Source organism: Gordonia polyisoprenivorans NBRC 16320 = JCM 10675 (assembly GCF_000241325.1).
In the GTDB taxonomy this organism is placed as follows: domain Bacteria; phylum Actinomycetota; class Actinomycetes; order Mycobacteriales; family Mycobacteriaceae; genus Gordonia; species Gordonia polyisoprenivorans.
In genome coordinates this window covers 1-24,562 of the sequence record NZ_BAEI01000061.1, presented here as the reverse complement: position 1 = coordinate 24,562, position 24,562 = coordinate 1, and the positions used below count along the sequence as shown (strand labels likewise).

At 64.8% G+C, this 24,562-nt stretch carries 24 protein-coding genes; 16 read left to right on the top strand and 8 right to left on the bottom strand.

All coding sequences use genetic code 11. From position 1 onward, the window contains the following. Positions 1-15: 15 nt before the first annotated feature. Positions 16-498 (bottom strand): NUDIX hydrolase, encoded by a 483-nt coding sequence (locus tag GOPIP_RS15590; RefSeq protein ID WP_085949129.1) that lies wholly within the window; start codon positions 496-498, stop codon positions 16-18. 77 nt (positions 499-575) lie between these two features. Here GOPIP_RS15590 and GOPIP_RS15585 point away from each other — a divergent pair, with 77 nt between their 5' ends. From GOPIP_RS15585 to GOPIP_RS15560, 6 genes are all read left to right on the top strand, one after another. Next, on the top strand, positions 576-2,258 hold the full coding sequence (locus GOPIP_RS15585) for a nucleobase:cation symporter-2 family protein (RefSeq protein ID WP_035728176.1): 1,683 nt from the start codon (positions 576-578) through the stop codon (positions 2,256-2,258). Positions 2,259-2,438: 180 nt separating this feature from the next. After that, on the top strand, positions 2,439-2,726 hold the full coding sequence (locus GOPIP_RS15580; protein WP_020170531.1) for a hypothetical protein: 288 nt from the start codon (positions 2,439-2,441) through the stop codon (positions 2,724-2,726). Positions 2,727-2,746: 20 nt separating this feature from the next. Beyond that, positions 2,747-5,119, top strand: a complete 2,373-nt coding sequence (locus tag GOPIP_RS15575) for a TPR repeat domain-containing protein (protein WP_006370676.1) — start codon at positions 2,747-2,749, stop codon at positions 5,117-5,119. Between the two features lie 200 nt (positions 5,120-5,319). Further along, positions 5,320-5,808, top strand: a complete 489-nt coding sequence (locus GOPIP_RS15570) for a hypothetical protein (protein ID WP_006370675.1) — start codon at positions 5,320-5,322, stop codon at positions 5,806-5,808. A gap of 229 nt (positions 5,809-6,037) precedes the next feature. Next, positions 6,038-6,523, top strand: coding sequence for a hypothetical protein (locus tag GOPIP_RS15565; protein ID WP_035728175.1), 486 nt, complete (start codon positions 6,038-6,040; stop codon positions 6,521-6,523). Positions 6,524-6,752: 229 nt separating this feature from the next. Next, positions 6,753-7,241 (top strand): hypothetical protein, encoded by a 489-nt coding sequence (locus GOPIP_RS15560; RefSeq protein WP_035728174.1) that lies wholly within the window; start codon positions 6,753-6,755, stop codon positions 7,239-7,241. Positions 7,242-7,318: 77 nt separating this feature from the next. On the opposite strand, the gene GOPIP_RS29120 is transcribed toward GOPIP_RS15560, so the two are convergent. Next, positions 7,319-7,630, bottom strand: coding sequence for a hypothetical protein (locus GOPIP_RS29120; protein ID WP_165776303.1), 312 nt, complete (start codon positions 7,628-7,630; stop codon positions 7,319-7,321). Positions 7,631-7,708: 78 nt separating this feature from the next. Here GOPIP_RS29120 and GOPIP_RS15550 point away from each other — a divergent pair, with 78 nt between their 5' ends. From GOPIP_RS15550 to rsgA, 4 genes are all read left to right on the top strand, one after another. Continuing rightward, positions 7,709-7,921, top strand: a complete 213-nt coding sequence (locus GOPIP_RS15550; RefSeq protein WP_006370671.1) for a hypothetical protein — start codon at positions 7,709-7,711, stop codon at positions 7,919-7,921. Between the two features lie 76 nt (positions 7,922-7,997). Continuing rightward, positions 7,998-8,384, top strand: coding sequence for a VOC family protein (locus tag GOPIP_RS15545; RefSeq protein WP_006370670.1), 387 nt, complete (start codon positions 7,998-8,000; stop codon positions 8,382-8,384). A 46-nt stretch (positions 8,385-8,430) separates the two neighbouring features. After that, positions 8,431-9,696, top strand: coding sequence for a 3-phosphoshikimate 1-carboxyvinyltransferase (gene aroA, locus GOPIP_RS15540; protein WP_006370669.1), 1,266 nt, complete (start codon positions 8,431-8,433; stop codon positions 9,694-9,696). Further along, positions 9,693-10,760 carry a ribosome small subunit-dependent GTPase A gene (gene rsgA / locus GOPIP_RS15535; protein ID WP_006370668.1) on the top strand — a complete coding sequence of 356 codons (1,068 nt, stop codon included), beginning with the start codon at positions 9,693-9,695 and terminating at the stop codon, positions 10,758-10,760. Before aroA ends, rsgA begins: the two co-directional genes overlap by 4 nt. A gap of 233 nt (positions 10,761-10,993) precedes the next feature. On the opposite strand, the gene GOPIP_RS15530 is transcribed toward rsgA, so the two are convergent. Then, positions 10,994-11,740, bottom strand: a complete 747-nt coding sequence (locus GOPIP_RS15530; RefSeq protein WP_006370667.1) for a GntR family transcriptional regulator — start codon at positions 11,738-11,740, stop codon at positions 10,994-10,996. 50 nt (positions 11,741-11,790) lie between these two features. Beyond that, positions 11,791-12,813, bottom strand: a complete 1,023-nt coding sequence (locus GOPIP_RS15525) for a LacI family DNA-binding transcriptional regulator (protein ID WP_006370666.1) — start codon at positions 12,811-12,813, stop codon at positions 11,791-11,793. Positions 12,814-12,885: 72 nt separating this feature from the next. On the opposite strand from GOPIP_RS15525, the gene GOPIP_RS15520 reads away from it, so the two are divergent. Genes GOPIP_RS15520 through GOPIP_RS15510 form a run of 3 tightly spaced genes read left to right on the top strand, consistent with a single transcriptional unit; the run spans position 12,886 to position 15,981 of the window. Continuing rightward, positions 12,886-14,061 (top strand): phytanoyl-CoA dioxygenase family protein, encoded by a 1,176-nt coding sequence (locus tag GOPIP_RS15520; protein ID WP_035728163.1) that lies wholly within the window; start codon positions 12,886-12,888, stop codon positions 14,059-14,061. Between the two features lie 34 nt (positions 14,062-14,095). Continuing rightward, a complete protein-coding gene (locus GOPIP_RS15515) occupies positions 14,096-14,980 on the top strand; it encodes a sugar phosphate isomerase/epimerase family protein (protein WP_006370664.1) in 885 nt (294 codons plus the stop codon). Between the two features lie 14 nt (positions 14,981-14,994). Beyond that, positions 14,995-15,981, top strand: a complete 987-nt coding sequence (locus GOPIP_RS15510; RefSeq protein WP_006370663.1) for a Gfo/Idh/MocA family protein — start codon at positions 14,995-14,997, stop codon at positions 15,979-15,981. 83 nt (positions 15,982-16,064) lie between these two features. On the opposite strand, the gene GOPIP_RS15505 is transcribed toward GOPIP_RS15510, so the two are convergent. From GOPIP_RS15505 to GOPIP_RS15495, 3 genes are read right to left on the bottom strand one after another with little or no spacing between them, the layout of a single operon-like run. Further along, positions 16,065-16,877: an ATP-binding cassette domain-containing protein gene (locus tag GOPIP_RS15505; protein WP_006370662.1), complete on the bottom strand. Its 813-nt coding sequence runs from the start codon at positions 16,875-16,877 to the stop codon at positions 16,065-16,067. A 4-nt stretch (positions 16,878-16,881) separates the two neighbouring features. Beyond that, on the bottom strand, positions 16,882-17,940 hold the full coding sequence (locus GOPIP_RS15500; protein WP_006370661.1) for an ABC transporter permease: 1,059 nt from the start codon (positions 17,938-17,940) through the stop codon (positions 16,882-16,884). Between the two features lie 16 nt (positions 17,941-17,956). Further along, positions 17,957-18,901 carry a substrate-binding domain-containing protein gene (locus GOPIP_RS15495; protein ID WP_373278846.1) on the bottom strand — a complete coding sequence of 315 codons (945 nt, stop codon included), beginning with the start codon at positions 18,899-18,901 and terminating at the stop codon, positions 17,957-17,959. 471 nt (positions 18,902-19,372) lie between these two features. Between GOPIP_RS15495 and GOPIP_RS15490 the strand changes: the two genes are divergently transcribed. Then, positions 19,373-20,833: a sugar porter family MFS transporter gene (locus GOPIP_RS15490; protein WP_006370659.1), complete on the top strand. Its 1,461-nt coding sequence runs from the start codon at positions 19,373-19,375 to the stop codon at positions 20,831-20,833. Positions 20,834-20,933: 100 nt separating this feature from the next. Here the strand turns inward: GOPIP_RS15490 and GOPIP_RS15485 are convergent, their stop codons facing one another. Beyond that, positions 20,934-21,944, bottom strand: coding sequence for a LacI family DNA-binding transcriptional regulator (locus tag GOPIP_RS15485; RefSeq protein WP_035728161.1), 1,011 nt, complete (start codon positions 21,942-21,944; stop codon positions 20,934-20,936). Positions 21,945-22,100: 156 nt separating this feature from the next. On the opposite strand from GOPIP_RS15485, the gene GOPIP_RS15480 reads away from it, so the two are divergent. Beyond that, entirely contained in the window at positions 22,101-23,294 is a 1,194-nt protein-coding gene (locus tag GOPIP_RS15480; RefSeq protein ID WP_006370657.1) for a Gfo/Idh/MocA family protein, read from the top strand. A gap of 40 nt (positions 23,295-23,334) precedes the next feature. Beyond that, positions 23,335-24,357, top strand: coding sequence for a sugar phosphate isomerase/epimerase family protein (locus tag GOPIP_RS15475; protein ID WP_006370656.1), 1,023 nt, complete (start codon positions 23,335-23,337; stop codon positions 24,355-24,357). Positions 24,358-24,562 lie beyond the last annotated feature (205 nt).

The window sequence follows — 24,562 nt, the reverse complement described above, 5'->3', positions numbered from 1 at the left end:
TCGGGCGCGCACCGATCACGGCTTCGGCGAGAGGTTCTCGAGTAACCGGTCGATGAAGGCGACCTGCGCCGGATTGAGCTTGCGGCGTGCGTCGTCGGGTGAAAACCATTCCGCACGGTCGATCTCCGGGAAGGCCTGGGTCTTCCCGGACCGTGGCGGCCAGGGCATCTCGAAGGTGTTGCTGGTGACGACGGAGACGTCGAGGTCACCGTCGATCGCGAAGGCGACGACCCGTTTACCGCTCTTGAGCCGCACCTCACCGAGTTCGATGACCTCCCCGTCGGGTGCCGTCTGGCCTATCTCCTCGGCGAATTCGCGACGGGCGGCGACGAGGAGTTCCTCACCGTCCTCGACGAGTCCCTTCGGGATCGACCACGCTCCGTCGTCCTTGCGCGCCCACAGCGGTCCACCCGGATGGGCGAGCAGGACCTCGACGCCGAGTGCCGTGTTCCGATGGATCAGTAACCCGGCGCTGAGCTGGGGAGTCCGTGCTGCCACATCGATATATTCTGCCGGAAACACCGTCGACACACGATCGCGTCGAATCAGAAATCTCGGACTCGTAGACAGTGTTCATGACGGTTCTCGACACCATCAAGCGCGGCCGTGACGTCGACCATCCGGTCGACGACATCCCGCCGCTGACCAAGCTCTTCCCCCTCGGACTGCAACACGTCATGGCGATGTACGCCGGTGCCGTGGCGGTGCCGCTCATCGTCGGCGGCGCGATGGTCGGCGCCGGTCAGATGCGTTCCGACGAGATCGTCCACCTGATCACCGCCGACCTGTTCGTCGCCGGCATCGCCACATTGCTGCAGGCAGTCGGGTTCTGGCGGTTCGGGGTGCGCCTGCCCCTGATGCAGGGCGTCACGTTTGCCGCGGTCGGGCCGATGATCACGATCGGGCTCAACCATGGCATCACCGCGATCTACGGTTCGGTGATCGCCTGCGGCGTGTTCATGATCCTGGTGGCGCCGATCGTCGGTCGGCTGATCAGATTCTTTCCACCATTGGTCACCGGCACGATCATCCTCATCATCGGGGTGTCGCTGATGAGCGTTGCCGCCGGATGGTTCGGCGGCGGCACCAACAAGGGCGAGGACTTCGGCGCACCCAAATCGATCGCCTTCGGATTCGGCACCCTGCTGTTGATCATCCTGCTCGAACGGTTCGCGCCGGCGGCGATCAAGCGGGTGTCGGTGCTCGTGGGACTCGTCCTCGGCACCCTGATCTCGATCCCCTTCGGCATGACCGATTGGAGCGGCGTCGGGCAGAGTTCCTGGATCGCTGTACCGCAGCCGTTCTATTTCGGTGTGCCGAGCTTCGACGTCAGCTCCATCATCGCGATGATCATCGTCGCCCTGGTGATCATGACCGAGACCACCGGCGACATCGTGGCCGTCGGCGAGATCGTCGACAAGAAGATCACACCGCGCAAGCTCGCCGACGGCATGCGGGCCGACGGCGTGGGCACCGTCCTGGGCGGGATCTTCAACACCTTCCCCTACACCGCATTCGCGCAGAACGTCGGCCTGGTGGCGATCACGGGCGTCAAGACCCGACATGTCGCGACATGTGCGGGCGCGATCCTGGTGGTCCTCGGCCTGCTCCCGAAAATGGCCGCGATCATCGAAGGCATCCCCCAGCCCGTCCTCGGGGGCGCGGGTGTCGCGCTGTTCGGCATGGTCGCCGCCAGTGGTGTCCGCACCCTGACCCGGGTCAAGTTCAACAACACCAACATCCTGGTGGTCGCCATCTCGGTGGGCGTCGCGATGCTGAGCGAGGCGAGCCTGTCATACACCAACGACAACGGCGAGACCGTGTCGCTCGACCTGTATCACCAATTCCCGGACTGGTTCCAGACGATCTTCCACTCCGGGATCTCCGCGGGCGCCATCACCGCAATCCTGTTGAACCTCTTACTCAATTGGCGCAGCACCTCACCCGATCCGGTGGATTATCACAACACCGGCGAGATCGAGGTGGTCGACGCCGACGGACTCTCCGGCTCCGACGCACCGCGGTACGGCGCCTTCGATCCGCGGGATGCGCTCGCCGCCGCCGACCCCGACACCGACCCGGCGACGCTGCGTGTACTCGCCGAGCACGACGCCGGTCTCCACCGGTTCATCGTCACCAATCCCTCGGCGCCGCAGGAACTGTGCGAATGGATTCGCGCCCAAGGCGATCCGAAGGTCACCGCCCTACTCGACCGGTGGGACGACAAGACGGGCGGAAAGTTCTCCGCTCGGAGCTAGTGCCACCCACACTGGGCCGCTTCATTCCCTTCGGTGTCGCATTGCGGCGATGTCTGTCTGTTGATACCTTTCGCTTCGATAACGTTGCAGTGCACAACAATCGGCAATACGGGGTAATTCGGGCATTTCGACATAGGGGGAGTGACGGCTCCGGGGTCACAACGAGAGTTGCATGCAAGCATGCCCGATCTTCTACGCGCAGGTCAGCACATCTCCGATGTCAGCACCGGAGTATCGGACGCAAGTGATCCGACATGCACCCTGCCGGCGATGCCCGGGTCAACTTCGGACACGGCCGTTGTGCATCTGATGGACGCGGCGAAGAACTCCAAGCAAGTCGTCGCCGGACGGCTGGAGGCCATCGCCGAGGCGGTAGGCGGCACTGGCATCGTCTTCATCGCGGGCGAAGAACAAGGCGAACACGCGTTGGCAGGACTGGGAGACTTCAACCAACCCCTCGCCAGGTAGAGGGCTCACGCACACCACTCATGAGCTATCCCACTCTGCCCCAGCTTCTGCAGGCCCAGCCGGATGACTACCGACAGGCGAGTGCAGGACTCAGCGACCTCGCAGATTGTCTCGATGCCCACGCCACACAGATGGTGAGCGCAATCGTGGGCATCCCATGGAGCGGAGTCGCTCGTGATGCGGCAACCGGTCGCGCATTCGAAGAACGGGCGTCGATCGGACGGATCAGCGCAGCCGCGCGGTCGTGCGCATCGGCGATGGACGGCCAGATTGCCACTCTCTCGGACCTCAGGACAACGATCCTGCACGAAGTGGTCAGCCTCTGGGTCAACGACTTCTTGATCCACCCGGACTGGACGGTCACGGACGTAAAGGCCTATCCGTCAGGCGACCAGGCACAGCAACAAGCCAACGAAGAAGAGCGACAGCGCAGGGCGCAGGTCGCCACAGATGCGTCACGTACATTGAAGGGTCAGGCCGGACAATTCGAATCGGCCGACAAGTCCCTCGCCGGCACGATGACAGCAGCGAGCACTGACCTGAACCAGCTGTCGCCTGCCGGAGCTGCTGCGAACGTCAAACTCGCCGGGCAAATAGTTGGGGACCTGACGAATAATCGGCCCCTTTCTCCTACCGAGCTGACGGAACTCGCCGAGGCGACAGGACTGTCACCCCAACAAGTTGAAAGTATCCGCGACGGCAATACGGTTGGCCTTCCCGCAAACAAGTTCGCATTCCTCAGCGCGCTGATGTCGGATCTCGATTCCATGAACCCGTCGGACATCAACCAGCTCGGAAACCGTCTCGATCCAGTGTCGCGGACAGTGGTACAACGCTCACTCGCCAACGGGATGCAAGTGATGTCCAACCCGCTGGTCACCGATGCCGCAACGGGAGAACGCGGCGGCATGGACCGGCTACCGAGCACCGTCCGAGACGATCTACAAAAGGTTCCGTGGGAGTTCAGCCTCGACGGATATCCCCACTACCAATTGCCCAATTACAACCAGCTCACCGCGCTCACCGACCTCATGCACAAAGGTAGCCCAGCATTACGCGTCAATACCGACATCGACCGCGGAATGCTGAAGCAACTCTCCGAGCTGTCTGCCCTGAATTCCCGAGGAGGCGGGCTGGAGAACGTCACCGTGACCGATGACAACGACCAGATCGTGACAATGCATGATCTCAACGCGAATCTGAACGGAATGCTCGAGGTCGCCACGATCGACCATCCGGCAGTGACGGATTTCCTCACCGGCAACAACATGGGAGCAACGGTCACAGCCGGCGGCACGTACGATCCGAATTCTCACTTTCTGGCACTCGCGACCCACCATTTCGACCCCGGCGAGAATGGTGTGGAGCGCATGTTCGACTGGATTGGTCCGAACGCCGGCACACCAGGACACGAAGGCGACCTGGCCGCGATCGCCGCCAATGCCTACGCACACCGCTTGGCCGACAACTCCCTCGCACTATCGTTGGACACCAACGGGTCCGGTCCTGGTCATCCGACCTTGGGAAGTATCAACCCTGAGCTCAACCAAACCCTGACCAAGAACATCATTCCGTATCTCGGAGCACTGAATGGGGTCCCTGACACCGGCATCCACACCTGGGCAGTCCAAAACTTCGGGTTCGACGACATCACGCAGATGGAAGGGATGATCAAGGCCCTGGAGTCCGATCCGACGTCGGGATTCGCGATCAACCACGCCGGAGCGGAGTGGGAGAATTACATGACAGCGCTTTATGGTGCGCATGGGGGTGACCCCTCGTACGCCGCGGCGGCGGGCCGCTTTCATCAGATGTTCAACGATGCAGATCACGACTTCGTGCAGGCGAACAAAGATCAGGGCACCTGGGATCGGATTGTCCAGTACAACCAGGACAGTGCGGCGTGGGACTCCAGTAAGGCTCTCGTCAGCGCCGGATTCAAGTTTCTCCCTCCCCCGTTCGACGCGGTTGGCCCGGTACTCATCGACCTCGCGAATCCGGAAGTCAAGCTCGACGGTCTCGGAATCGCCAACGATCCCTCAGAGATCCCCAGCAACCCGACGACCGACGCGATCTCGGCTGCGAACAGTTACTACAACACGGATACGAATGGCCTGTATCAGCAATATGACGTTGCCACTGGCTACTTTGCGGCACACGGTGTCCCCGACGATCCCCGGTGGAACCAATTCCTCGCCAGCGACGGCCAACTGTCGTGGTCCGCTATTCGGGCCGACTCTTTCCGCTTCGGAAGTCTTGTCGACTCGCTCCCTATCACCGACACCTGGAATAACTCAATGGACGGTTACGGCAGCGGAGCTCGCCCCAGCGCGAACATCAACCCGAAGGTACTTCCCGCACCCGGGACAGACCCCACGCGGCGCCCCCGATGACGCGCCACGGCCTGGCGCTGAGAGCTGCGCTACTCACGATGATAATCGCGCCTACTCTCCTGGCGGCGTGTGCGACTCCACCAGACGCCTCCGTAGCGATAAGTTCGGGCACTCGCGCAAGCTCCATCGCCCAGGGTTATCAACGCCCACCCAACGTCGCCTGGACAAACAACTGGAACCCCAGCCCGGCCACCGACCTCATGAGCGCCGACGCCACCTTCCTCCGCGCCTACGAAGAAGCCCAAGTTATAGCAGCACTGAGCGGGTATACCGCGTCCAGGTCCTACGTCGGCTTCACCGTCGCGGACCGCACCATCAAGAATCCCCGTCTGTACGAACACGGCGTTAAGGAATGGACATATACCGGATTTGCCACCCGCACCATCCTCACTCTCAGCGCGCCCACTGCTGACACTCGAGTCGCCACAATCTGCGTGGCCCTGAGCATCAACCCACTCAACAAACTGTCCCTCAGTTACGGCATCGACACCATCACCTACCGCCATACCGGAACACCGCCACCCACCAACCAACACGGCACCCGCCAAGCACCGACCGGCAACGTCTTCGGCGACTGGTATGCCACCGACGACGACATCGGCGTCTCCAACTCCGACCCGACATGCACCCACGAACCCGTCAACCAGCAAGCCACCCCCACCCCCGGCTGGCCCGAACACGGTGTCTGACACCACCATGACTCATCGCAAACGAACGCTGACCACCACACTGACTCCCCTGATCGTGCTCACCGCCTTATCCTTATCGGCCGCCGTGTTATCAGCCTGTGCCACAACACCATCCAGAAACACGCACGCATCGTCCACCACGACCAGCCCGCAATCGGCCGACGGCTATCAACGCCCACCCAACGTCGCCTGGACCGAGAACTGGAACCCCAGCCCGGCCACCGACCTCATGAGCGCCGACGCCACCTTCCTCCGCGCCTACGAAGAAGCCCAAGACATCGCCATCATGAGCGGATACACCGCAAGCGGCGCCTACCCAGGCTTCGCCACCGCCGACCGCAGCAAGAAAAATCCCCGCCTCTACGTCGGCGGCCCCAACCCCGGCATCTACCGCGGATTCGCCACCCGAACCGTCCTATCACTCACCGACGTCACCCCGGAGACACGCACAGCCACAATCTGCGTCGCCCTGAGCATCAACCCCATCAACAAACTGTCCATCAGTTACGGCATCGACACCGTCACCTACCGCCACACCAGAACACCGCCACCCACCAACCAACACGGCACCCGCCAAGCACCGACCGGCAACGTCTTCGGCGACTGGTACGCCACCGACGACATCGGCGTCTCCAACTCCGACCCGACATGCACCCACGAACCCGTCAACCAGCAAGCCACCCCCACCCCCGGCTGGCCCGAACACGGCGTCTGACACCACCATGACTCATCGCAAACGAACGCTGACCACCACACTGATCCCCGTGATCGCGCTCGCCGCCTTATCCTTATCGGCCACCGTGTTATCAGCCTGTGCCACAACACCATCCAGAAACACGCACGCATCGTCCACCACGACCAGCCCGCAATCGGCCGACGGCTATCAACGCCCACCCAACGTCGCCTGGACCGAGAACTGGAACCCCAGCCCGGCCACCGACCTCATGAGCGCCGACGCCACCTTCCTCCGTGCCTACGAAGAAGCCCAACAAATCGCCATCGTCAGCGAATACACCGCAACCGGCGCCTACCCAGGCTTCGCCACCGCCGACCGCAGCAAGAAAAATCCCCGCCTCTACGTCGGCGGCCCCAACCCCGGCATCTACCGCGGATTCGCCACCCAAACCGTCCTATCACTCACCGATGTCACCCCAGAGACACGCACCGCCACAATCTGCGTCGCCCTGAGCATCAACCCCCTCAACAAACTGTCCATCAGCTATGACATCGACACCGTCACCTACCGCCATACCGGAACACCGCCACCCACCAACCAACACGGCACCCGCCAAGCACCGACCGGCAACGTCTTCGGCGACTGGTACGCCACCGACGACGACATCGACGTCTTCACCACCGACCCGACATGCACCCACGAACCCGTCAACCAGCAAGCCACCCCCACCCCCGGCTGGCCCGAACGCGGTGTCTGACAACCATGCCCGCATCCTTCAGCGATCCCTTCGAGTCATTTGCCTCTCCGGAGATGAGGGCCGAACGAGCCCGAAATTCAGCGCGTCTCGACGAGCGTCTGCACCAGCGCGCCGATGAACTCCGCGCCGCGGGCGAGGAAAAACCTCGGACCTCGCGTACCCCGACGGACGGAAGCAACGCGGCCTCGGACGACTTCGAGCGCTTCTGCGCCGACCCGGACGCTCGCCTCGCCGAGTTTCGCCGCCGGGTCGACAGTGCGATCGACGCAGAGCTCGACGCCGATGCCCATGCGCGCGCATTCGGCATCGGCGAGCAGAGACGCCACATCATCGTCGAGCAGGAGCGAGCCACGTTCCTCGATGAGTTGCGACGCTTCATCCGTACTCATCCCGATGCGCAGTGGGTGGAACCAGCGTGACGCCGGCAATCCGGCGCCACGTGTGAGCCACGGCCGTATCGTTGTCCCATGAACAGCCCACAGCCCGAAGAACTCGACGACCCGGACATCCCGCACGACTACCCGCACGAATCCGCCTTCGCCTTCGGAGACGCCGAGCCGATCGGTGAGACCGATCGCATCGCCCGGGAGAAGGCGATCTACGAGGCGGGCCGTCATGGCAACGACCTCAACCGCGGTCACGCGCTCGGCGGGTCGGACGGCACCACCGAAGGCCAGTGATCCGAGCGCACCGGACCCGCGACGCGCCGGGCGTATTGTCCTGTCCGACCGATCGGTAGCGGTGTAGACACAAGGCATGGAGGTCCTCAGTAGTCGCGTCGTGCTCCGTTCACGAGACCCGGAATCGTTGCAGCATTTCTACCGTCATCAGCTGCGTCTCGCCGTTGCGCGGGAGTACCCGGGCGGCATCGTCTTTTACGCCGGTAACGGCCTGATCGAGGTTCCCGGGCACATGAGTTCCGATCTCGACACCACCATCGAACCGTCGGGCGCACTGTGGCTGCAGGTACGCGACGTCTCGGCCGCCGAACGCGAACTGCGGTCGGCGCACGTCAAGATCGAGCGCGAACCGCTCACCGAGCCGTGGGGCCTGATCGAGATGCATGTGCGCGACACCGACGGCCGGCTGCTCATCATCGTCGAGGTCCCGCCGACGCACCCCCTGCGTCTGGACAACCGCTGACCGGGACGGGATCGGATGTGGCCGGCCCCATGACAGACTGGACCGCATGAGCACGTGGAATGCGCCCGTCGTGTCGGGGCCGGTGAACGCGACCGTGGACCTGCCCGGGTCCAAGTCGATCACCAATCGGGCGTTGCTGCTCGCCGCGCTCGCCGACGGCCCGTCGACCCTCACCGGCACACTACGAAGCCGCGACACCAATCTCATGCTCGCCGCTCTGACCGGACTGGGCATCGGCATCCGTGTCGACGCCGCCGACCCGACGACCGTCTCCATCGAACCGCGACCCATGCACGGCACCGACGTCTATTGCGGGCTCGCAGGCACCGTCATGCGATTCCTGCCGCCGATGGCGGCGTTGGCGTCGGGACCGGTCGACTTCGACGGCGATCCGCAAGCGCGTCAGCGACCACTCACGACGATCCTCGACGCCATGCGCGACCTCGGTGTCACCGTCGAGGGCGACTCCCTGCCGTTCACGGTGGTGGGCACCGGATCGGCGCGCGGCGGCGAGGTCACGATCGATGCGTCGGGGTCGTCGCAGTTCGTGTCCGGCTTGCTGCTGACCGGCGCACGATTCGACGAGGGACTGACCGTTCGGCACGTCGGAGGTCCGGTTCCATCGATGCCCCACATCGAGATGACCATCGCGATGCTCGCGACAGCCGGTGTGAAAGTCGTTGTCGACGAACCGAATACCTGGCATGTCGATCCGTCGCCGATCCGTGCGGTGGACTGGGCGATCGAACCCGATCTCTCCAACGCGGCCGCCTTCCTCGCCGCGGGCGCCGCGACCGGCGGGGCGGTCAGCGTGCCACGCTGGCCGGCCGTCACCACCCAGCCCGGCGCCCAGATCGCCGACATCCTCGCCGAGATGGGTTGCACCGTCGAACTTCTCGACGGTGCGCTCACCGTGCGCGGACCGCTTCGACTGACCGGTATCGACCGCGATCTGCGCGAGGTCGGCGAACTGACACCGACGATCGCGGCACTGGCTGCCCTCGCCGAGAGTGAGTCCCGGCTGACCGGCATCGCCCATCTGCGCGGGCACGAAACCGATCGCCTGGCCGCACTGGCCACCGAGATCGGGCGTCTCGGTGGCGATGTCACCGAGATCGACGACGGCCTGATCATCCGGCCGGCCCCGCTGCACGGCGGGCACTGGGAGTCCTACGCCGACCACCGGATGGCCACCGCAGGCGCGATCATCGGCTTGCGCGTGCCCTCGGTCACCGTCGACGACATCGAGACCACGTCGAAGACCTTGCCGGACTTTCCGGGTATGTGGCAGAAGATGATCGGGCATCCGTGAGCCGTCGCGCGGACAGTTACGACGAGTCCGATGTCCGGGTCCGCCCCGGCAAGGGGAGTCGTCCGCGCACCAAAACCCGTCCGGCACATGATGATGCGGAGTCGGCGATGGTCGTCTCGGTCGATCGGGGCCGCTGGGGTTGCGTACTCGGTGGCGATCCGGATCGTCGTGTGGTGGCCATGCGCGCACGTGAACTCGGCCGCACCCCGATCGTGGTCGGCGACGATGTAGGGGTCGTCGGCGACCTGACCGGGAAGCCGGATTCACTGGCTCGGATCGTGCGAGTCGACGAGCGGCGAACGGTCCTGCGGCGCACCGCCGATGACACCGATCCGTACGAGCGGATCGTCGCCGCCAACGCCGATCGCCTCCTGATCGTCACGGCTATGGCCGATCCCCCACCCCGGACCGGATTCGTCGAACGCGCCCTCGCCGCGGCGTATGTCGGTGGGCTCGAACCCATCTTGTGTCTCACCAAGTCCGATCTGGCCGATCCCACCGAGTTCACCAGTGCCTTCGACGGACTCGACCTGATCATCGTGCGGGCTGGTCGTGACGATCCACTTGACGACGTCCTCGGCTTGCTGCGCGGGCACCTCACCGCATTGATCGGGCACTCCGGCGTGGGCAAGTCAACCCTGGTCAACCGCCTTGTGCCCGAAGCCGAACGGGCCACCGGTGTGGTCTCGGGGGTCGGCAAGGGCCGACACACCTCCACCGCGTCGGTGGCGTTGGTGTTGCCGCCACATCCCGATGACGCGCGAGGTCCCGAGGACCAGGGCCGACGGTCGTGGGTGATCGACACCCCCGGCATCCGTTCGTTCGGTCTCGCCCATGTCGACGCCGACGACATCGTCGACGCCTTCGACGATCTGCGCGATGCCATCGAGAACTGTCCGCGCGGTTGCACCCACCTCGGACCGCCTGCCGATCCGGAATGCGCACTCGACGACCTCACCGGCGCCTCGCATCGTCGCGCGATGGCGGTGCGGCGCCTGCTCGTCGCTGTGGGTGGCGGCGGGACCGACCCCGAGCCGGAATCGGCGAGCGTCGACTCGGAGTAGGTTGGCGGTGGGTGTGGAGGCCGGTGGGACGTGGTGGCGAAACCAGCATCGGCGCAAGCGGTCTCGAGGCTCGGCGCACGCGCCTCGCACCTCGACCATCGGGGTGAAACGACCGGCTACCACATAGACATCGGTGTTGGAATAATCGGGCTTGGAACCATCGGGGGAAACGGCCTGCCCCCCCGATGGTCGAGGCGCACGGCGCCCCCGGCGGCCGGGCCTCGAGACCCGCCTCAGCGATCGACGACGGTCGTCTCGAAGAAGTAGCGGTCTGCGCGGTAGGCGTGGCGACCCACCTCGACGACCTTGCCCGCGTCGTCGAATGCAGTGCGCTGCATGGTCAGCAACGGCGCACCCGGCTCCACGTCGAGCAGAGTGGCCTCCTCGGCGTCGGCGGCTTTCGCGCCGATGACCTGGCGGGCAAGCCGAATGTGGACACCCTTGGCGCGCAGCCCCTTGTAGAGGCCGCCGTCCTCGAGATCGCCTGGCGGCGGGCAGATGTCGGCGGGTAGGTGATTGGTCATCACCGCCAGTGGCTCGCCGCCTGCGCTGCGTAGCCGTCGGATGGTGACAGCCTCCGCGTCGGCATCGAGACCGAGATCGGTGCGCAGGTCGTCGTCGGGCACCGACCGCCGGTACTCGAGAAGCTGTGTCTCCGGGTGCATTCCGGCCGTGCTGAGATCGTCGAACAGGCTGGTCAGTTCCACCGAGCGGTTCACCGGGCTCTGCACCACCTGGGTGCCGACGCCTCGCTTGCGCACGACGACCCCCTTGTCGACGAGCTCCTGAATGGCCTGGCGGATCGTCGGGCGGGAGAGCTTGAGCCGTTTGGCGAGATCGAGCTCGTTCTCAAGACGATCACCCGGAGCGAGCTCGCCACCGATGATCGCGGCCTCGATCGCGCGGGCGAGCTGGTGATACAGCGGCACCGGGGTCGACCGATCGAGATCGATCTGGAGCTGCGTGGTGGCCTGTGTCATGCCTCACAGTATGTCATAACAACCAAACATGTGCGCCTTTGACAGGTCGATCAGTCGCCCGGGACGTTGTGCGGCGTGATGACGGCGATCTCCGACACCTGCGGACGATAGCCCCCGGCGAGAGCGCCGTGATGGCTCATCACGGTCTGCGCAACCTGCCGCATGTCCGAGCGCAGGTCATGGTGGAGCACCGCGGTGATACCGCCGCTGCGCAGCAGATCCCGATTGGCCGGGCCGAGATCGTGACCGAGGAAGACCTCGCAGTCTCGGTGGGCATCGGCGAAAGCTGCGACGATGCCCTTGTTGCCACCGCCGATCGAGTACACGGCGCCGATACGCGGATTGTCCTGTAGCGCACGGTATGCCAATCGCCGACTGGTGGCGTCGAGCCCGTCGGAACCGGAGACGTCGATGATGCGCCGTGTCGGATCGTCTCGTCGCATGACCGCCCGGAACCCCATCTCACGCTCTTCCTCGCCGCGGAACATCTCACTGCTCGTCATCACCAGGATGTCGACGTCGGTGTGCCGAAGCCACTGCTGCATCAGGTAGGCTGCGGTGGCCCCTGCCGCCCGGTTGTCCATGCCCACATATGCCAGGCGGGTGCTCATGGGTACATCGGTGACGAGCGTGATCACCGGGATACGCACCCCGGTGAGGCGTCCGATCGCCTCGGCAACCTCGGGGGTGTCCGGCGCCTTGAGCACCACGGCCTGACTCCCCTGACGCGCGATGGCATCGAGGGTCGCGATCAGGTCCTCGACCGGCCACGTCTCGTGCAGGTGATATCGCGCCCGGAAGATCGCCGGTCGCAGGCCCGGCAACTCGGCCTCCAGTGCCGAGCGCACCATCGACGAGAATCGGCGCGGCGTCTCCATGACCAGGTCGATCATGAATTGTCGCCCCGACAATCGCAGTTGCGCGCGCTGCCGGTCGAGGTCGGCGATGGCCTGCTCGACCTGGCGCACCGTGCCCTCCCGGACACCGGGCCGGCGGTGCAACACACGGTCGACGGTCGCCTCGGACACGCCAGCCTGCCGAGCTATCTCCCGTACCGGATAGCGATGCGGCATGAACCCTCCTGAGGGATTCTTGATGGGAATCTGATCTTGTTCGGACAATACGATCTTGCCATTCTGAGGACCATGCACCTCGCCACCAGTCTTCTCGCCCACCGCGTGACCCCGGACGACTGCCGGATCGACGACTTCGTCGCCTCGATCGAGCAGACCACCGACCTCGCCGACTATCCGCACGCCACATCCGTCGCGCGCAACGTCCTCGTCTACGACGCGGCCGCGCTGCGCCCGCTGATCGCCGACCCCGAGGCACGCGCCGCCATCGGCGACGAACTCGCCGACGCGCTGCTCACCGGTCCGGGTATCGTCGTTTTCTCGGGAGCGTTCGACGAGAGCAATGCGCTGGCCGAATCGACTCGGATCTATGGGGACATCATCGCCGAGCAGCATGCCGCCGGAGAATCCTTCGGCGATCACTTCGCCGCCCCCGGCGCCAACGACCGGATCTGGAATGCGTTGCAGAAGCTCGCTCTTCGCGATCCCCAGGTGTTCGTGCAGTACTACCGCAACGACATCCTGGCGTTGATCTGCGAGGCCTGGCTCGGACCGATGTATCAGGTGACCTCGGCGATCAACGTCGTCAATCCCGGTGGAGCCGCCCAGAACCCGCACCGCGACTACCACCTCGGCTTCATGTCGACCGGTACCGCCGAACGTTTCCGCGCCCACATCCACCGTCTCTCACCCGCTCTGACATTGCAGGGCGCGGTCGCGCACGTCGACATGCCGCTGGAGTCCGGTCCGACGATGTATCTGCCGTATTCGCAACGGTACGAGCAGGGGTACGTGGCATTCGGCCTTCCGGAGTTCCGAGAATACTTCACCGCCAACCACATCCAGTTGCCGCTGCGTGCCGGCGACGCCGTGTTCTTCAATCCGGCACTGTTCCACGCTGCCGGCCACAACACGACGACCGACGTCCGGCGCATGGCGAATCTGCTGCAGGTGTCCTCGGCTTTCGGACGGGCGATGGACGCCGTCGACCGCTCGGCGATGCTGCGCGCACTGTATCCGTCGCTACTCGCCCTGGCCGCCCAGGGCGAGAGCACCGCAGTCGCGAACGTGATCGCCTCGGCGGCCGAGGGATACGCCTTCCCCAGCAACCTGGATCTGGATCAGCCACTGTCGGGGTTGGCCGGCGAGACACAGGCCGAATTCGTTGCCCGCGCCCTCGATGGACGTTTCACCACAGCACATTTCGAGCGGGAACTCACCGAACTCGACCGCCGCCACACCCCGTAACCGCCACATCCTTTCTCGCCCCGGAGGTGTCACCATGACCAACGACCCACGAATCGCCGCCGCCCCCATCTCCTGGGGTGTGTGCGAAGTACCCGGCTGGGGCCTGCAACTGCACCCCGCACGCGTTCTCGGTGAGATGCGCGAACTCGGGATGAGTGCCGCAGAGACCGGCCCGGAAGGCTTCCTGCCCGACGACCCTGCCGCCCTGCGCGACACCCTGAACTCCTATGACCTGCGCTGCGTCGGGTCCTTCGTTCCCGTCGTCTTACACGACGCCGACCACGATCCGGCACCTCAGGTCCGCGCGGCACTCGAACGCTTGGCCGTCTCCGGCGGCGACGTCCTGGTGCTGGCCGCGGCGACCGGCACCGACGGATACGACTCCCGGCCGGTGCTCGACGCCGACGCCTGGCGCACACTGCTGACGAACCTCGATCGGATCGACGCGCTCGTCACCGAGCAGAACATTGTCGCGGCGCTGCATCCCCATGTCGGCACGATGATCGAGAACCGAGCCGAAGTGCTTCGCGTGCTGGAGGATTCGTCCATCGGCCTGTGCCTGGACACCGGCCACCTGTTGATCGGAGGCACCGACCCCGGCGAGATCGCCGAGAACTTCGGCGACCGCATCCGGCACGCCCACCTCAAGGACGTCCGCGTGGATCTCGCACAACGGGTCCAGCAGGGTGCGGCGACCTACACCGAGGCCGTCGCCGCAGGAATGTACGTGCCGCTCGGCGCCGGTGACGCCCGGATCGAACACGTGGTGAGCACGCTGCGCGAGAACGGATACAGCGGCTGGTTCGTCCTCGAGCAGGACACCATCCTCACCGACGAGGCCGCCGCCGACGACGCGGCAGCCGACGTCGCGGTGTCGATGTCGTTCCTGCGGCGGATCTGCCGACCAGCGGTGGTCTGAGTACGGTCGGGGATATGACCGCACCGCCGCTGCGCATCGGGATTCTCGGGGCGTCGCGGATCGCCGAGAACGCCATCGTCGGGCCCGCCCACGAACTCGGACACCGACTGACCGTGGTCGCCGCCCGCGATCGGCATCGCGCGGAGTCCTTCGCAGCCACCCACGGCGTCGAGCGCGTCGTCGACTCGTATGCCGAGGTGATCGGCGACTCGGAAATCGATCTGATCTACAACCCGCTCGCGAATGCGTTGCACGGGCCGTGGAATCTGGCGGCGATCGCGGCGGGCGTGCCGGTGCTCAGCGAGAAACCGTTCGCCCGCAACGCCGTCGAAGCGCAGCAGGTCGCCGCGCAGGCACGCGCGGCCGGCGTTCTGGTGCTCGAGGGATTCCACTACCGGTTCCACCCGCTGATGCATCGCACCCTCGACGTGCTGCACAGCGGGGTGTGCGGCGATCTGCAAACGATCGAGATCACGATGGGCATGCCCGAACCGGCGCCCTCGGACCCACGCTGGGAGTACCGACTCGCCGGCGGTTCCGTCATGGATCTCGGCTGTTACGGCCTGCACCTGTTGCGCACCCTCGGCCGGTTCGCCGGCGGTGCGCCGCGCATCACCGGAGCGTCGGCGATCGTGCGAGGTGACCAGATCGACGCATCGAGCCGGATCGAGGTCACCTTCCCGAACGGCGCCACCGGCGTCAACACCAACACGATGCTCGACGACCACTACACATTCCGCGCGCACATCGTCGGCACCACCGGATCGCTGACCCTGCACGACTTCTTGTCGCCGACCCGTGACAACCGCCTGAGCATCACCACGGCATCGGATACCCGCGTGAAGGAGGTGACCCGCCGCAGCACCTACACCTTTCAGCTCGAAGCGTTCGCAGCGGCACTGCGCGACGGCACGTCCCTGCCGATCGATCTCGACGACGCCGTCACCAACATGGCCTACATCGACGACGCGTACCGGGCGGCGGGACTCGAACCACGCTGAGGTCCACACCAATTGGTGGACCGCCCGGTCCCATTCGGGGCCGGGCGGTCGTCTCTGGTGCGGCTGTCACCGCTGGGGTGGATTCAGTGTCGTAGTTCGTGGCTGAGGGTGTCGAGTTCGTCGCCGCCGGCCATTTGTTGGGTGAGTTCTTCGAGGGTGATCTGGTCGTAGGTGCAGTCGAGTTTTTGTTGTCCGCGGTTGAGGAGGACGAAGTGGTCGCCGACGAGGTGGGCGTGGTGGGGGTTGTGGGTGATGAACACGACACCGAAGCCTTGGTCGCGGGCTGCGGAGATGTAGCGCAGGACGGTGCCGGATTGTTTGACGCCGAGTGCGGCGGTGGGTTCGTCGAGGATGAGCACGCGTGCGCCGAAGTAGATGGCGCGTGAGATCGCGACGCATTGGCGTTGTCCGCCGGAGAGTGAGCTGATGGGGGCGTCGACGTCGGGGAGGTCGATTCCCATTTTCATGAGTTCTTCTTTGGTGGTGGCGCGCATGGCTTGGATGTCGAGCATCCGTAGTGGGCCTTTGCGGAGTTCTTGGCCGAGGAAGAAGTTGCGCCATACCGGCATCAGGCCGACGACGGCGAGGTCTTGGTAGACGGTGGCGATGCCGAGGGACAGGGCGTGTTTGGGTGATTGCAGGATGGTGTCGTTGCCGTCGACGAGGAGGGTGCCTTCGGTTTGTTGGTGGAGTCCGGCGATGATCTTGATCAGGGTGGATTTCCCGGCGCCGTTGTCGCCGAGGACGCAGGTCACCTCGCCGGCGTTGACGCGCAGGCTGATTCCGGTGAGTGCGATGATGGTGCCGTAGGATTTGCCGATGTCGCGGAGTTCGACCAGCGGTACTTTCCCGCCGTGGGAGTCGGGTTCGACGTGGTCTTCGATCACTGTGCTCATGGTGTCACCTCTTGGCCGCGAATGTGCGGAATGTGTTGTTGGCGAGTACTGCGAACAGCAGCATCACGCCCATGAAGAATTTGAACCAGTCGGGGTTCCAGCCGGCGTAGACGATGCCTTGGTTGACCATCCCGAAGATGAATGCGCCGATCGCGGCGCCGATGGCGGTGCCGAAACCGCCGGTCAGTAGGCATCCACCGACGACGGCGGCGATGATGTAGAAGAACTCGTTGCCCACGCCTTGCCCGGATTGCACGGTGTCGAAGGCGAACAGCAGGTGCATGCCGACGAACCAGGCGCAGAATCCGACGAACATGAACATGCCGATCTTGACTCGGGTGACCGGTACGCCGACCGCGCGGGCGGAGTCCTGGTTGCCGCCGACGGCGAAGATCCAGTTGCCCACGCGGGTGCGCATCAGTACCCAGGTGGCGATCAGGGTGAATACGATCCACCACACCACGGTGATGCGTACCGATACCCCGAACAGGTTGAAGGAGGAGGCGAAGACTGCTTTGGCGGAGTCGAATCCGGCCATGTCGGAGATCGAGGGGGTGGCGACCTGCCCGGTGACCAGTTTGGTGACGGCCAGGTTGATGCCGGTGAGCATGAGGAATGAGGACAGGGTGATCAGGAACGACGGGATTTTCGTTTTCATCACGAGGTAGCCGTTGAAGAACCCGACCGCCAACGCCAGCACCAGCGCGAGTACGCCACCGACCCACACGTTGAGGTGCAGGTTGTAGGCCAGCATCGAGGCCATCAACGATGAGAACGTCACGGCCACACCGGTCGACAGATCGAACTCGCCGCCGATCATCAAGACCGCGACCCCGCACGCCATGATCCCGATCGTCGAACTCGCATACAGGATGGTGGCCAACGCCTCGGGGGTGCGGAACGGTGGGGCGACGATGCAGAAGAACACGAAGATCGCGATCGCCCCGACCAACGCCCCGATCTCCGGGCGAACCAACACCCGCTGCAACGGTTTCCGACGCTTGATCCGCTCATCGGTGACCACCGTGTGCGTCGACAGATCCAAGTCTGTTCGAGTACTCATCAGTTTTCCTTTCGCCTCAACGGGTTCCACGCTTGGCGTACTCGGCGACCTTGTCGATGTTCGACTTGTCGATGAAGGACGGACCGGTGAGCACCGCGTTGCCACCACCGATGGTGTTGCGGTTGGTCAGGTACAGCCACAGGGCGTCCACCGCGAGGTACCCCTGGAGATAGGGCTGCTGGTCGACGGCCCAGGCGACCTGGCCATTCTGGATCAGCGGCACCAATGCCGCATTGGTGTCGAAGGTGACGATCGTGGCGTTACTACCGGCGTTCTGCTTGGACTGCACGGCAGTCTGGGCGATCGGGGCACCAAGGGTGACCACATGATCGATGGACGGATCCTGTTGCAGCTTGGCAGTCAGCGTGCTCTCCACCGACGGCATGTCCTTGCTGTTGACGTAGAGGGTCTCGGTGCTACCACCGGTGAATCCCTTTGCGACACCGGCACAACGGGATTCGAGGGCCACCTGCCCTTGCTCCTGGATCACGCACAGCACCTTTTTCGCACCCTCTTGTGTGAGGCGCTGACCGGCCTGTGCGCCGGCAATGGTCTCGTCCTGCCCGAAGTATTGGGTGATACCCATTGCTTTGTAGTCGCTGATCCCCGAGTTGAAGGCGTCGACCGCGATACCCGCGGCCAGCGCGTTCTTCACCGCTACCGACATCGCGTCCGGCTTGGCCAGCGTCACCGCGATGCCGTCGACCTTCGAGTCGATCGCCGACTGGACCAGGTTGGCCTGGTTGGGCGCTTCCGGGTCTGAGGAGTATTGGAGTTTGACGTTGTCCTTCTTCGCCGCCATCTCGGCACCCTTACGGATCAGATCCCAGAAGGTGTCACCGGGTACCTCGTGGGTGATCATCGCGATCGTCAGTTCCGCGGTGCCGGCGCTGCCGACCCCTCCGCCGCCTCCGCTGTCATCAGGTTTGCCACCCGTACTCGAGCACCCACCGACAACCATCACGGCTGAGACTGCGATGGCCGCGAACACGGCTGCTCTTCGAGGCCGACCGAGCCCGCACTGAATGGAGTTCATCGTCGTTGCTTCCCTTTCGTCACCACAGCAGCTGTATGAGAAGCCACTGTGCGCCCCTGATGTAATACCCGTCACATCGCGATTGTCAAGACTTTGTCAAGACATTCGCATGTACTTCCCGAGTTCATCTCTCACGCCAGGCGCTCTGCAGGATGTCGCGCCGACCCTGTCGCGCTTGTCAGGACAAACTTTCGCGGGCCACATGGCGATCGCGTCAAGCCGCGGCCGCATGCCAACACCCCGCAGACGATCACGGGTTTCGGGACGTCGCAGGTGTCGGGGCCACACACCGAACATCGAGAACTTTTGTTAGGACATTTGCACATACTGGGTTACGATCACGGATGTGACTGCCATCACTGATGGTGGTAGATGTAAGTCAAACCAAGGAGTGCCATGTCCACCACAGACGACCACCCGGGTCTGAAACATTCGATTCTCCCGCCGCTGGGAACGGGACCGTTCCGGCGGCGTCTGCACGCCGTGGCGCTGATCGCCACGCTGGGCGGCCTGCTCTTCGGCTACGACACCGGCGTCATCAACGGTGCTCTCGAGCCGATGAAGACCGAGCTGGGACTGACCCCGTTCACCGAGGGCGTCGTCACCAGCTCACTGCTGTTCGGCGCGGCGTTCGGCGCCATCGCCGGCGGACGACTCTCCGACGCAATCGGCCGCCGCAAGTCGATCACACTTCTCGCGACCCTGTTCCTCATCGGAACCCTCACCTGTGTCTTCGCGCCGGGCTTCGGGGTGATGGTCATCGGCCGCGTCATCCTCGGCCTGGCCGTCGGCGCCGCGTCGACCGTGGTCCCGGTCTACCTCGCCGAGCTGGCCCCATATGAGATCCGTGGCTCGCTCGCCGGTCGCAACGAGGTGATGATCGTCGTCGGTCAGCTCGCGGCCTTCGTCATCAACGCCATCATCGGCAACATCTGGGGCGAAGAGGACGGCGTCTGGCGCATCATGCTCGCGGTCGCCGCGCTCCCGGCGGTCTGCCTGATGGTCGGTATGATCCGCGTGCCGGAATCCCCCCGCTGGTTGATCTCGCAGAACCGCCGGGAAGACGCCTACGACGTGCTGAAGACGATCCGCTCGCAGCAGCGCGCCCGCGCCGAGGTCGACATGGTCGAGGAACTCCACGAGATGGAGGAGACCGCGATCCGCGGCAGCTGGACCGCCTTGCGCGACAACCGCTGGATTCGACGCATCGTGCTCGTGGGTATCGGACTCGGTGTGGCACAGCAGCTCACCGGCATCAACTCGATCATGTATTACGGCCAGTCGGTGCTCAAGGATGCCGGATTCGCCAGCAACGCCGCCCTCATCGCCAACATCGCTCCCGGCGTGATCGCGGTCATCGGCTCCACCACCGCACTCTGGCTGGCCCAGAAGATCAATCGCCGCACCACCCTGATCCTCGGTTACAGCCTCACCACCGTCTGCCACTTCCTCATCGGCATCGCCTCCCTCGCACTGCCGGAGGGCAACGCGGCACGACCGTGGGTGATCCTGACACTCGTCGTCCTGTTCGTCGGATCGATGCAAACCTTCCTCAACGTCGCCACCTGGGTGCTGCTCTCGGAAATCTTCCCGCTGCACATCCGCGGTCTGGCGATCGGCATCTCGGTGTTCTGCCTGTGGATCACCAACGCCCTTCTGGGACTGTTCTTCCCGACGCTGGTGGCCGCCACCGGCATCACCGGCACCTTCTTCCTCTTCGGCGGCGTCGGCATCCTCGCCCTACTCTTCGTCTGGACCCAGGCGCCCGAAACCCGGGGTCGCACACTGGAAGAGGTCGAGGAAGACGTCACCACCGGCCGCATCTACCCCAGTCGCAAGATCAAGGAACTCATCTGATCGCAACGTGAACATGCGGGTGTGAACCCGGGACGAGCTCCCGCACCGGGTCACCGGTGCGGGAGTTCGTTCGTCGGTGAGAGTTCTGGTGATACCGGCCTCAGCGTTCGCGCGGCGCAGACGTGGTGCCGCGCACGACGAGTTCGGGTACCAACGTCACAACCGACCGCTCGGTGCGGTGACCGTCGAGCCGCGACACCACCGCGTCGACGGCGCGGTCGGCCTGCGCGTGCGGTTGCTGGCTCACAGTGGTGAGATCGACGTTGCTCAAGCGCGCCATGACGCTGTCGTCATAGCCGGTCACCGAGACCTGCTGTGGCACCGCGACTCCCGCTCGACGCAGTTCGTCGAGCACACCGATCGCGAGGCGATCGTTGGCACACACCACCGCGGTCGGCAACTCGCGGGAGAGCAGGGCTCGCGACGCGGCCATCCCCGCGTCCTCGGTGAACGACTCCGCTTCCACCAGGGCGTCGTCGGCGGAGATACCGTGATGCCGCAGTGCACGCAAGAACCCTGCGCGACGGTCCGCGGCGATGGACCCCGGCCCGCCGGCCACATGCACGATCTGTGTATGCCCGAGGCCGACGAGGTGATCGACCACAGCCGCAATACCCTTGCCGTCGTTGGTGCGAACGACATCGACTGCCGCGGAGGCGATGCGCCGGCCGAGGACCACCGTGGGCACCTCTGCTGCAAACTCCTCGATCGATGCGGTGTCGAGTTCCGGACCGATGAGCAGCATTCCCTCGCAACGAAAGTCGCGCAGCGTCTCGACGACGCGTGTTTCGCCGTGCGTCGGGGTCACCGCGCCCAGGACGATCTCGTATCCCGCGCGGTCGGCCGCCGCGACCAGCGCCTCGGCGATCTCGGCGTGAAAGCTGTTGCTGATCTGGGCGACCACGCCGATCAGATGAGAACGCCGGGCCGTCATCAGCGCCGCAGTCCGGTTCATCCGATAGCCGAGCTCGCCCGCTGCGGCCATCACCGCACGGCGGGTGTCGTCGCCGACTCCGGGAGCCTTGCGAAAGACCAGGGACACAGTCGCTTTGGACACCCCCACCTTATCGGCGACGTCCTGCATGGTCGGTCGATTCGACGACGATCGCATCGAAGACTCCCCCTTCTCTACCTGGGCTCTCCACCCGTGCCCGTCACGGCTTGACACCGTGGCGTGACGGCGTTCATAGTAGACGAACTAGACCGGTTTAGTAGACCGGTACAGCAGACCTCCCATCCACTATTCGTCACCAACCCCGGAGATCCCATGCCCTCGAACTCCCTCGGCGTCGCCGTCATCGGCGGCGGTATGGCCGGCCGCGCGCACGCTGCCGGCTATCGGACCGCGTCCACCCTGTTCGGCACCGACCGGCCCGACGTGCGTCTGGTGGCGATCGCCGACGCGAATCCCGCGATCGCCGATGACAACGCCAAGCGCTACGGATACGAGCGGGCCGAGTACGACTGGCAGTCCATCGCCGCAGCCGACGACATCGACGTGGTCAGCGTGGTCGTCGCCAACCACCTGCACCGCGAAATGGTCGAGGGACTACTGGCCGCCGGCAAGCACGTGCTGTGCGAAAAGCCGCTTGCCGGTTCACTTTCCGATGCAGAGGCCATGCTGTCGGCGGCCCGCGACGCCTCGACGCAGGCCGCGGTCGGCTACACCTACCGTCGCGCGCCGGCCGTCGAGCAGATCCGTCGCGAGCTGGCCGCCGGAACCGTCGGCGACCTGGTGCACTTCAACGGGCATTACTGGTGCGACTACGCGCTCGACCCGACCTCGCCGATCACCTGGCGCTATCAGGGCGAGCCCGGCACCGGCGCTCTCGCCGATGTCGGCAGTCACCTCATCGATCTCGGTGAGTTCATCTGCGGACCCATCGCGTCGATCTCCGGCGCACGCTTCCACACGGTGATCACCGAACGTCCGGTTCCGATCGGCACCACCTACGGTCACACGAAGGGCGCGGTCTCCGACGAGATGGAGCCCGTCGGCAACGAGGACATCGCAACGTTCACCGCGACCTTCGCCTCCGGTGCGATCGGTACGTTCTCGGCGTCGAGGGTGGCGCACAGTCTGCCCGACGGACTGGGATTCGAGCTGTTCGGCACCGGCGGATCGGCGTCCTGGGAGCTCGCGCGCATCGCGGAATTCCACCTCGCCGCCGACGACGTACGCGCCGATCTCAACGGTCCGCGTCGCATCACCATCGGTCCCGATCATCCCTACATCCGCGGTGGCCTGCCGATGGATGCCGGCGGCGTCGGCCACGGCAAGGCCGAACTGTTCGCCTACCAGGCTCGCGCCTTCCTCGACCAGGTGGCGGGAATCGATGTCCTCGGTCCGCTCCCGGACTTCGAGACCGGCCTGCATTCGATGCGGGTGGTTGCCTCGATCGCCGAATCCGCGGCCAACGCGGGAGCTACCGTCGACGTCAAGCCACTCGAGAATGCCTGATCGTCACCAACTTTCCACGACAACAAGGAGTCACACCACCATGAAACTCGGTGTCTACAACGCCATCCTGCACGACCGCCCACTTCCCGAAGCACTGACGGTGATCGGGGATCTCGGCCTCACCGGTATCGAGATCAACACCGGCGGATTCCTTCCCGCGGTGCACGTTCCGACGTTCGACGAAATCCTGGTCTCCGACGCTGCACGCGACGACTACCTGGCACTCTTCGACGGCACCGGGGTCTCGATCGCCGGTCTCAACTGCAACGGCAACCCGCTGCACCCCAAGCCCGAGATCGGCGAGCGTCACGCCGAGGATGTCCGCCGCTCCATCCGTCTGGCCGAACGCCTCGGCCAGACGCGTGTGGTGACGATGTCGGGCCTGCCCGGCGGGGAACCCGGTGCCACGGTGACGAACTGGATCGTCAACGCCTGGAATTCGGCAGCACTGGACGTCCTGGACTACCAGTGGGGTGTGGCCGCACAGTTCTGGCGCGAGACCGACCGGCTCGCCGCCGATCACGGTGTGAAGGTTGCCCTCGAACTGCACCCACAGAACCTCGTGTTCAACACCGCCGATGTCCGCAAGCTCGTCGAACTCACCGGCGCCACTCACGTCGGCGTGGAACTCGATGCGTCGCATCTGTTCTGGCAGCAGATGGACCCGGTTGCCGTCGTCCGCGAACTCGGCCCACTCGTCTTCCATGCGGCGGCCAAGGACGTACGGGTGAACACCGAGAATGCTGCACTGTACGGCGTTCTGGACAACCGGTTCCGCCGACTCGCACCCACCGAGGAACGCACCAACCTCGGTGGCGACGAATGGGCCAACGAGTGGCCCAAGGACTCGGCATGGGATTTCGTGGCACTCGGTCGCGGCCACGACACCGCCTACTGGACCGAATTCCTTCGCGCTCTGCGTGACGTCGATCCCGACATGATGGTCAACATCGAGCATGAGGACGTCTCACTCGGCCGCATCGAAGGCCTCGAGATCGCCGCCGGTGTGCTGCTCGCCGCCGACCGCGCGCTGGAACAGGAGAAGGTCTCCGCTCACGGATAACCGCTCACGGATAACACACGGCAGACGGGCTCCCCCGATGGTGGAGAGCTTCCATCACCCGACGCTCACTCCCTTCTCCCCGATGGTCGAGGTGCGAGCCGCGTGCGGCGAGCCTCGAGACCGCCTGCGCCGGAGCTGGTTCCAGCTCGACGTGTGATGCGGATACCTGTCGGCGAGCGGGGTCTCGAGGCCTCGTCGCTGGCGC

What these genes read in the sequence shown, in the direction of transcription:
- GOPIP_RS15585 (WP_035728176.1), top strand. Translation starts at nt 576, where the DNA reads ATGACGGTTCTCGACACCATCAAGCGCGGCCGTGACGTCGACCATCCG.
- GOPIP_RS15580 (WP_020170531.1), top strand. Translation starts at nt 2,439, where the DNA reads ATGCCCGATCTTCTACGCGCAGGTCAGCACATCTCCGATGTCAGCACC.
- GOPIP_RS15575 (WP_006370676.1), top strand. Translation starts at nt 2,747, where the DNA reads ATGAGCTATCCCACTCTGCCCCAGCTTCTGCAGGCCCAGCCGGATGAC.
- GOPIP_RS15570 (WP_006370675.1), top strand. Translation starts at nt 5,320, where the DNA reads ATGAGCGCCGACGCCACCTTCCTCCGCGCCTACGAAGAAGCCCAAGTT.
- GOPIP_RS15565 (WP_035728175.1), top strand. Translation starts at nt 6,038, where the DNA reads ATGAGCGCCGACGCCACCTTCCTCCGCGCCTACGAAGAAGCCCAAGAC.
- GOPIP_RS15560 (WP_035728174.1), top strand. Translation starts at nt 6,753, where the DNA reads ATGAGCGCCGACGCCACCTTCCTCCGTGCCTACGAAGAAGCCCAACAA.
- GOPIP_RS29120 (WP_165776303.1), bottom strand. Translation starts at nt 7,630, where the DNA reads ATGAGTACGGATGAAGCGTCGCAACTCATCGAGGAACGTGGCTCGCTC.
- GOPIP_RS15550 (WP_006370671.1), top strand. Translation starts at nt 7,709, where the DNA reads ATGAACAGCCCACAGCCCGAAGAACTCGACGACCCGGACATCCCGCAC.
- GOPIP_RS15545 (WP_006370670.1), top strand. Translation starts at nt 7,998, where the DNA reads ATGGAGGTCCTCAGTAGTCGCGTCGTGCTCCGTTCACGAGACCCGGAA.
- aroA (WP_006370669.1), top strand. Translation starts at nt 8,431, where the DNA reads ATGAGCACGTGGAATGCGCCCGTCGTGTCGGGGCCGGTGAACGCGACC.
- GOPIP_RS15530 (WP_006370667.1), bottom strand. Translation starts at nt 11,740, where the DNA reads ATGACACAGGCCACCACGCAGCTCCAGATCGATCTCGATCGGTCGACC.
- GOPIP_RS15525 (WP_006370666.1), bottom strand. Translation starts at nt 12,813, where the DNA reads ATGCCGCATCGCTATCCGGTACGGGAGATAGCTCGGCAGGCTGGCGTG.
- GOPIP_RS15520 (WP_035728163.1), top strand. Translation starts at nt 12,886, where the DNA reads ATGCACCTCGCCACCAGTCTTCTCGCCCACCGCGTGACCCCGGACGAC.
- GOPIP_RS15515 (WP_006370664.1), top strand. Translation starts at nt 14,096, where the DNA reads ATGACCAACGACCCACGAATCGCCGCCGCCCCCATCTCCTGGGGTGTG.
- GOPIP_RS15510 (WP_006370663.1), top strand. Translation starts at nt 14,995, where the DNA reads ATGACCGCACCGCCGCTGCGCATCGGGATTCTCGGGGCGTCGCGGATC.
- GOPIP_RS15505 (WP_006370662.1), bottom strand. Translation starts at nt 16,877, where the DNA reads ATGAGCACAGTGATCGAAGACCACGTCGAACCCGACTCCCACGGCGGG.
- GOPIP_RS15500 (WP_006370661.1), bottom strand. Translation starts at nt 17,940, where the DNA reads ATGAGTACTCGAACAGACTTGGATCTGTCGACGCACACGGTGGTCACC.
- GOPIP_RS15495 (WP_373278846.1), bottom strand. Translation starts at nt 18,901, where the DNA reads ATGGTTGTCGGTGGGTGCTCGAGTACGGGTGGCAAACCTGATGACAGC.
- GOPIP_RS15490 (WP_006370659.1), top strand. Translation starts at nt 19,373, where the DNA reads ATGTCCACCACAGACGACCACCCGGGTCTGAAACATTCGATTCTCCCG.
- GOPIP_RS15485 (WP_035728161.1), bottom strand. Translation starts at nt 21,944, where the DNA reads ATGCGATCGTCGTCGAATCGACCGACCATGCAGGACGTCGCCGATAAG.
- GOPIP_RS15480 (WP_006370657.1), top strand. Translation starts at nt 22,101, where the DNA reads ATGCCCTCGAACTCCCTCGGCGTCGCCGTCATCGGCGGCGGTATGGCC.
- GOPIP_RS15475 (WP_006370656.1), top strand. Translation starts at nt 23,335, where the DNA reads ATGAAACTCGGTGTCTACAACGCCATCCTGCACGACCGCCCACTTCCC.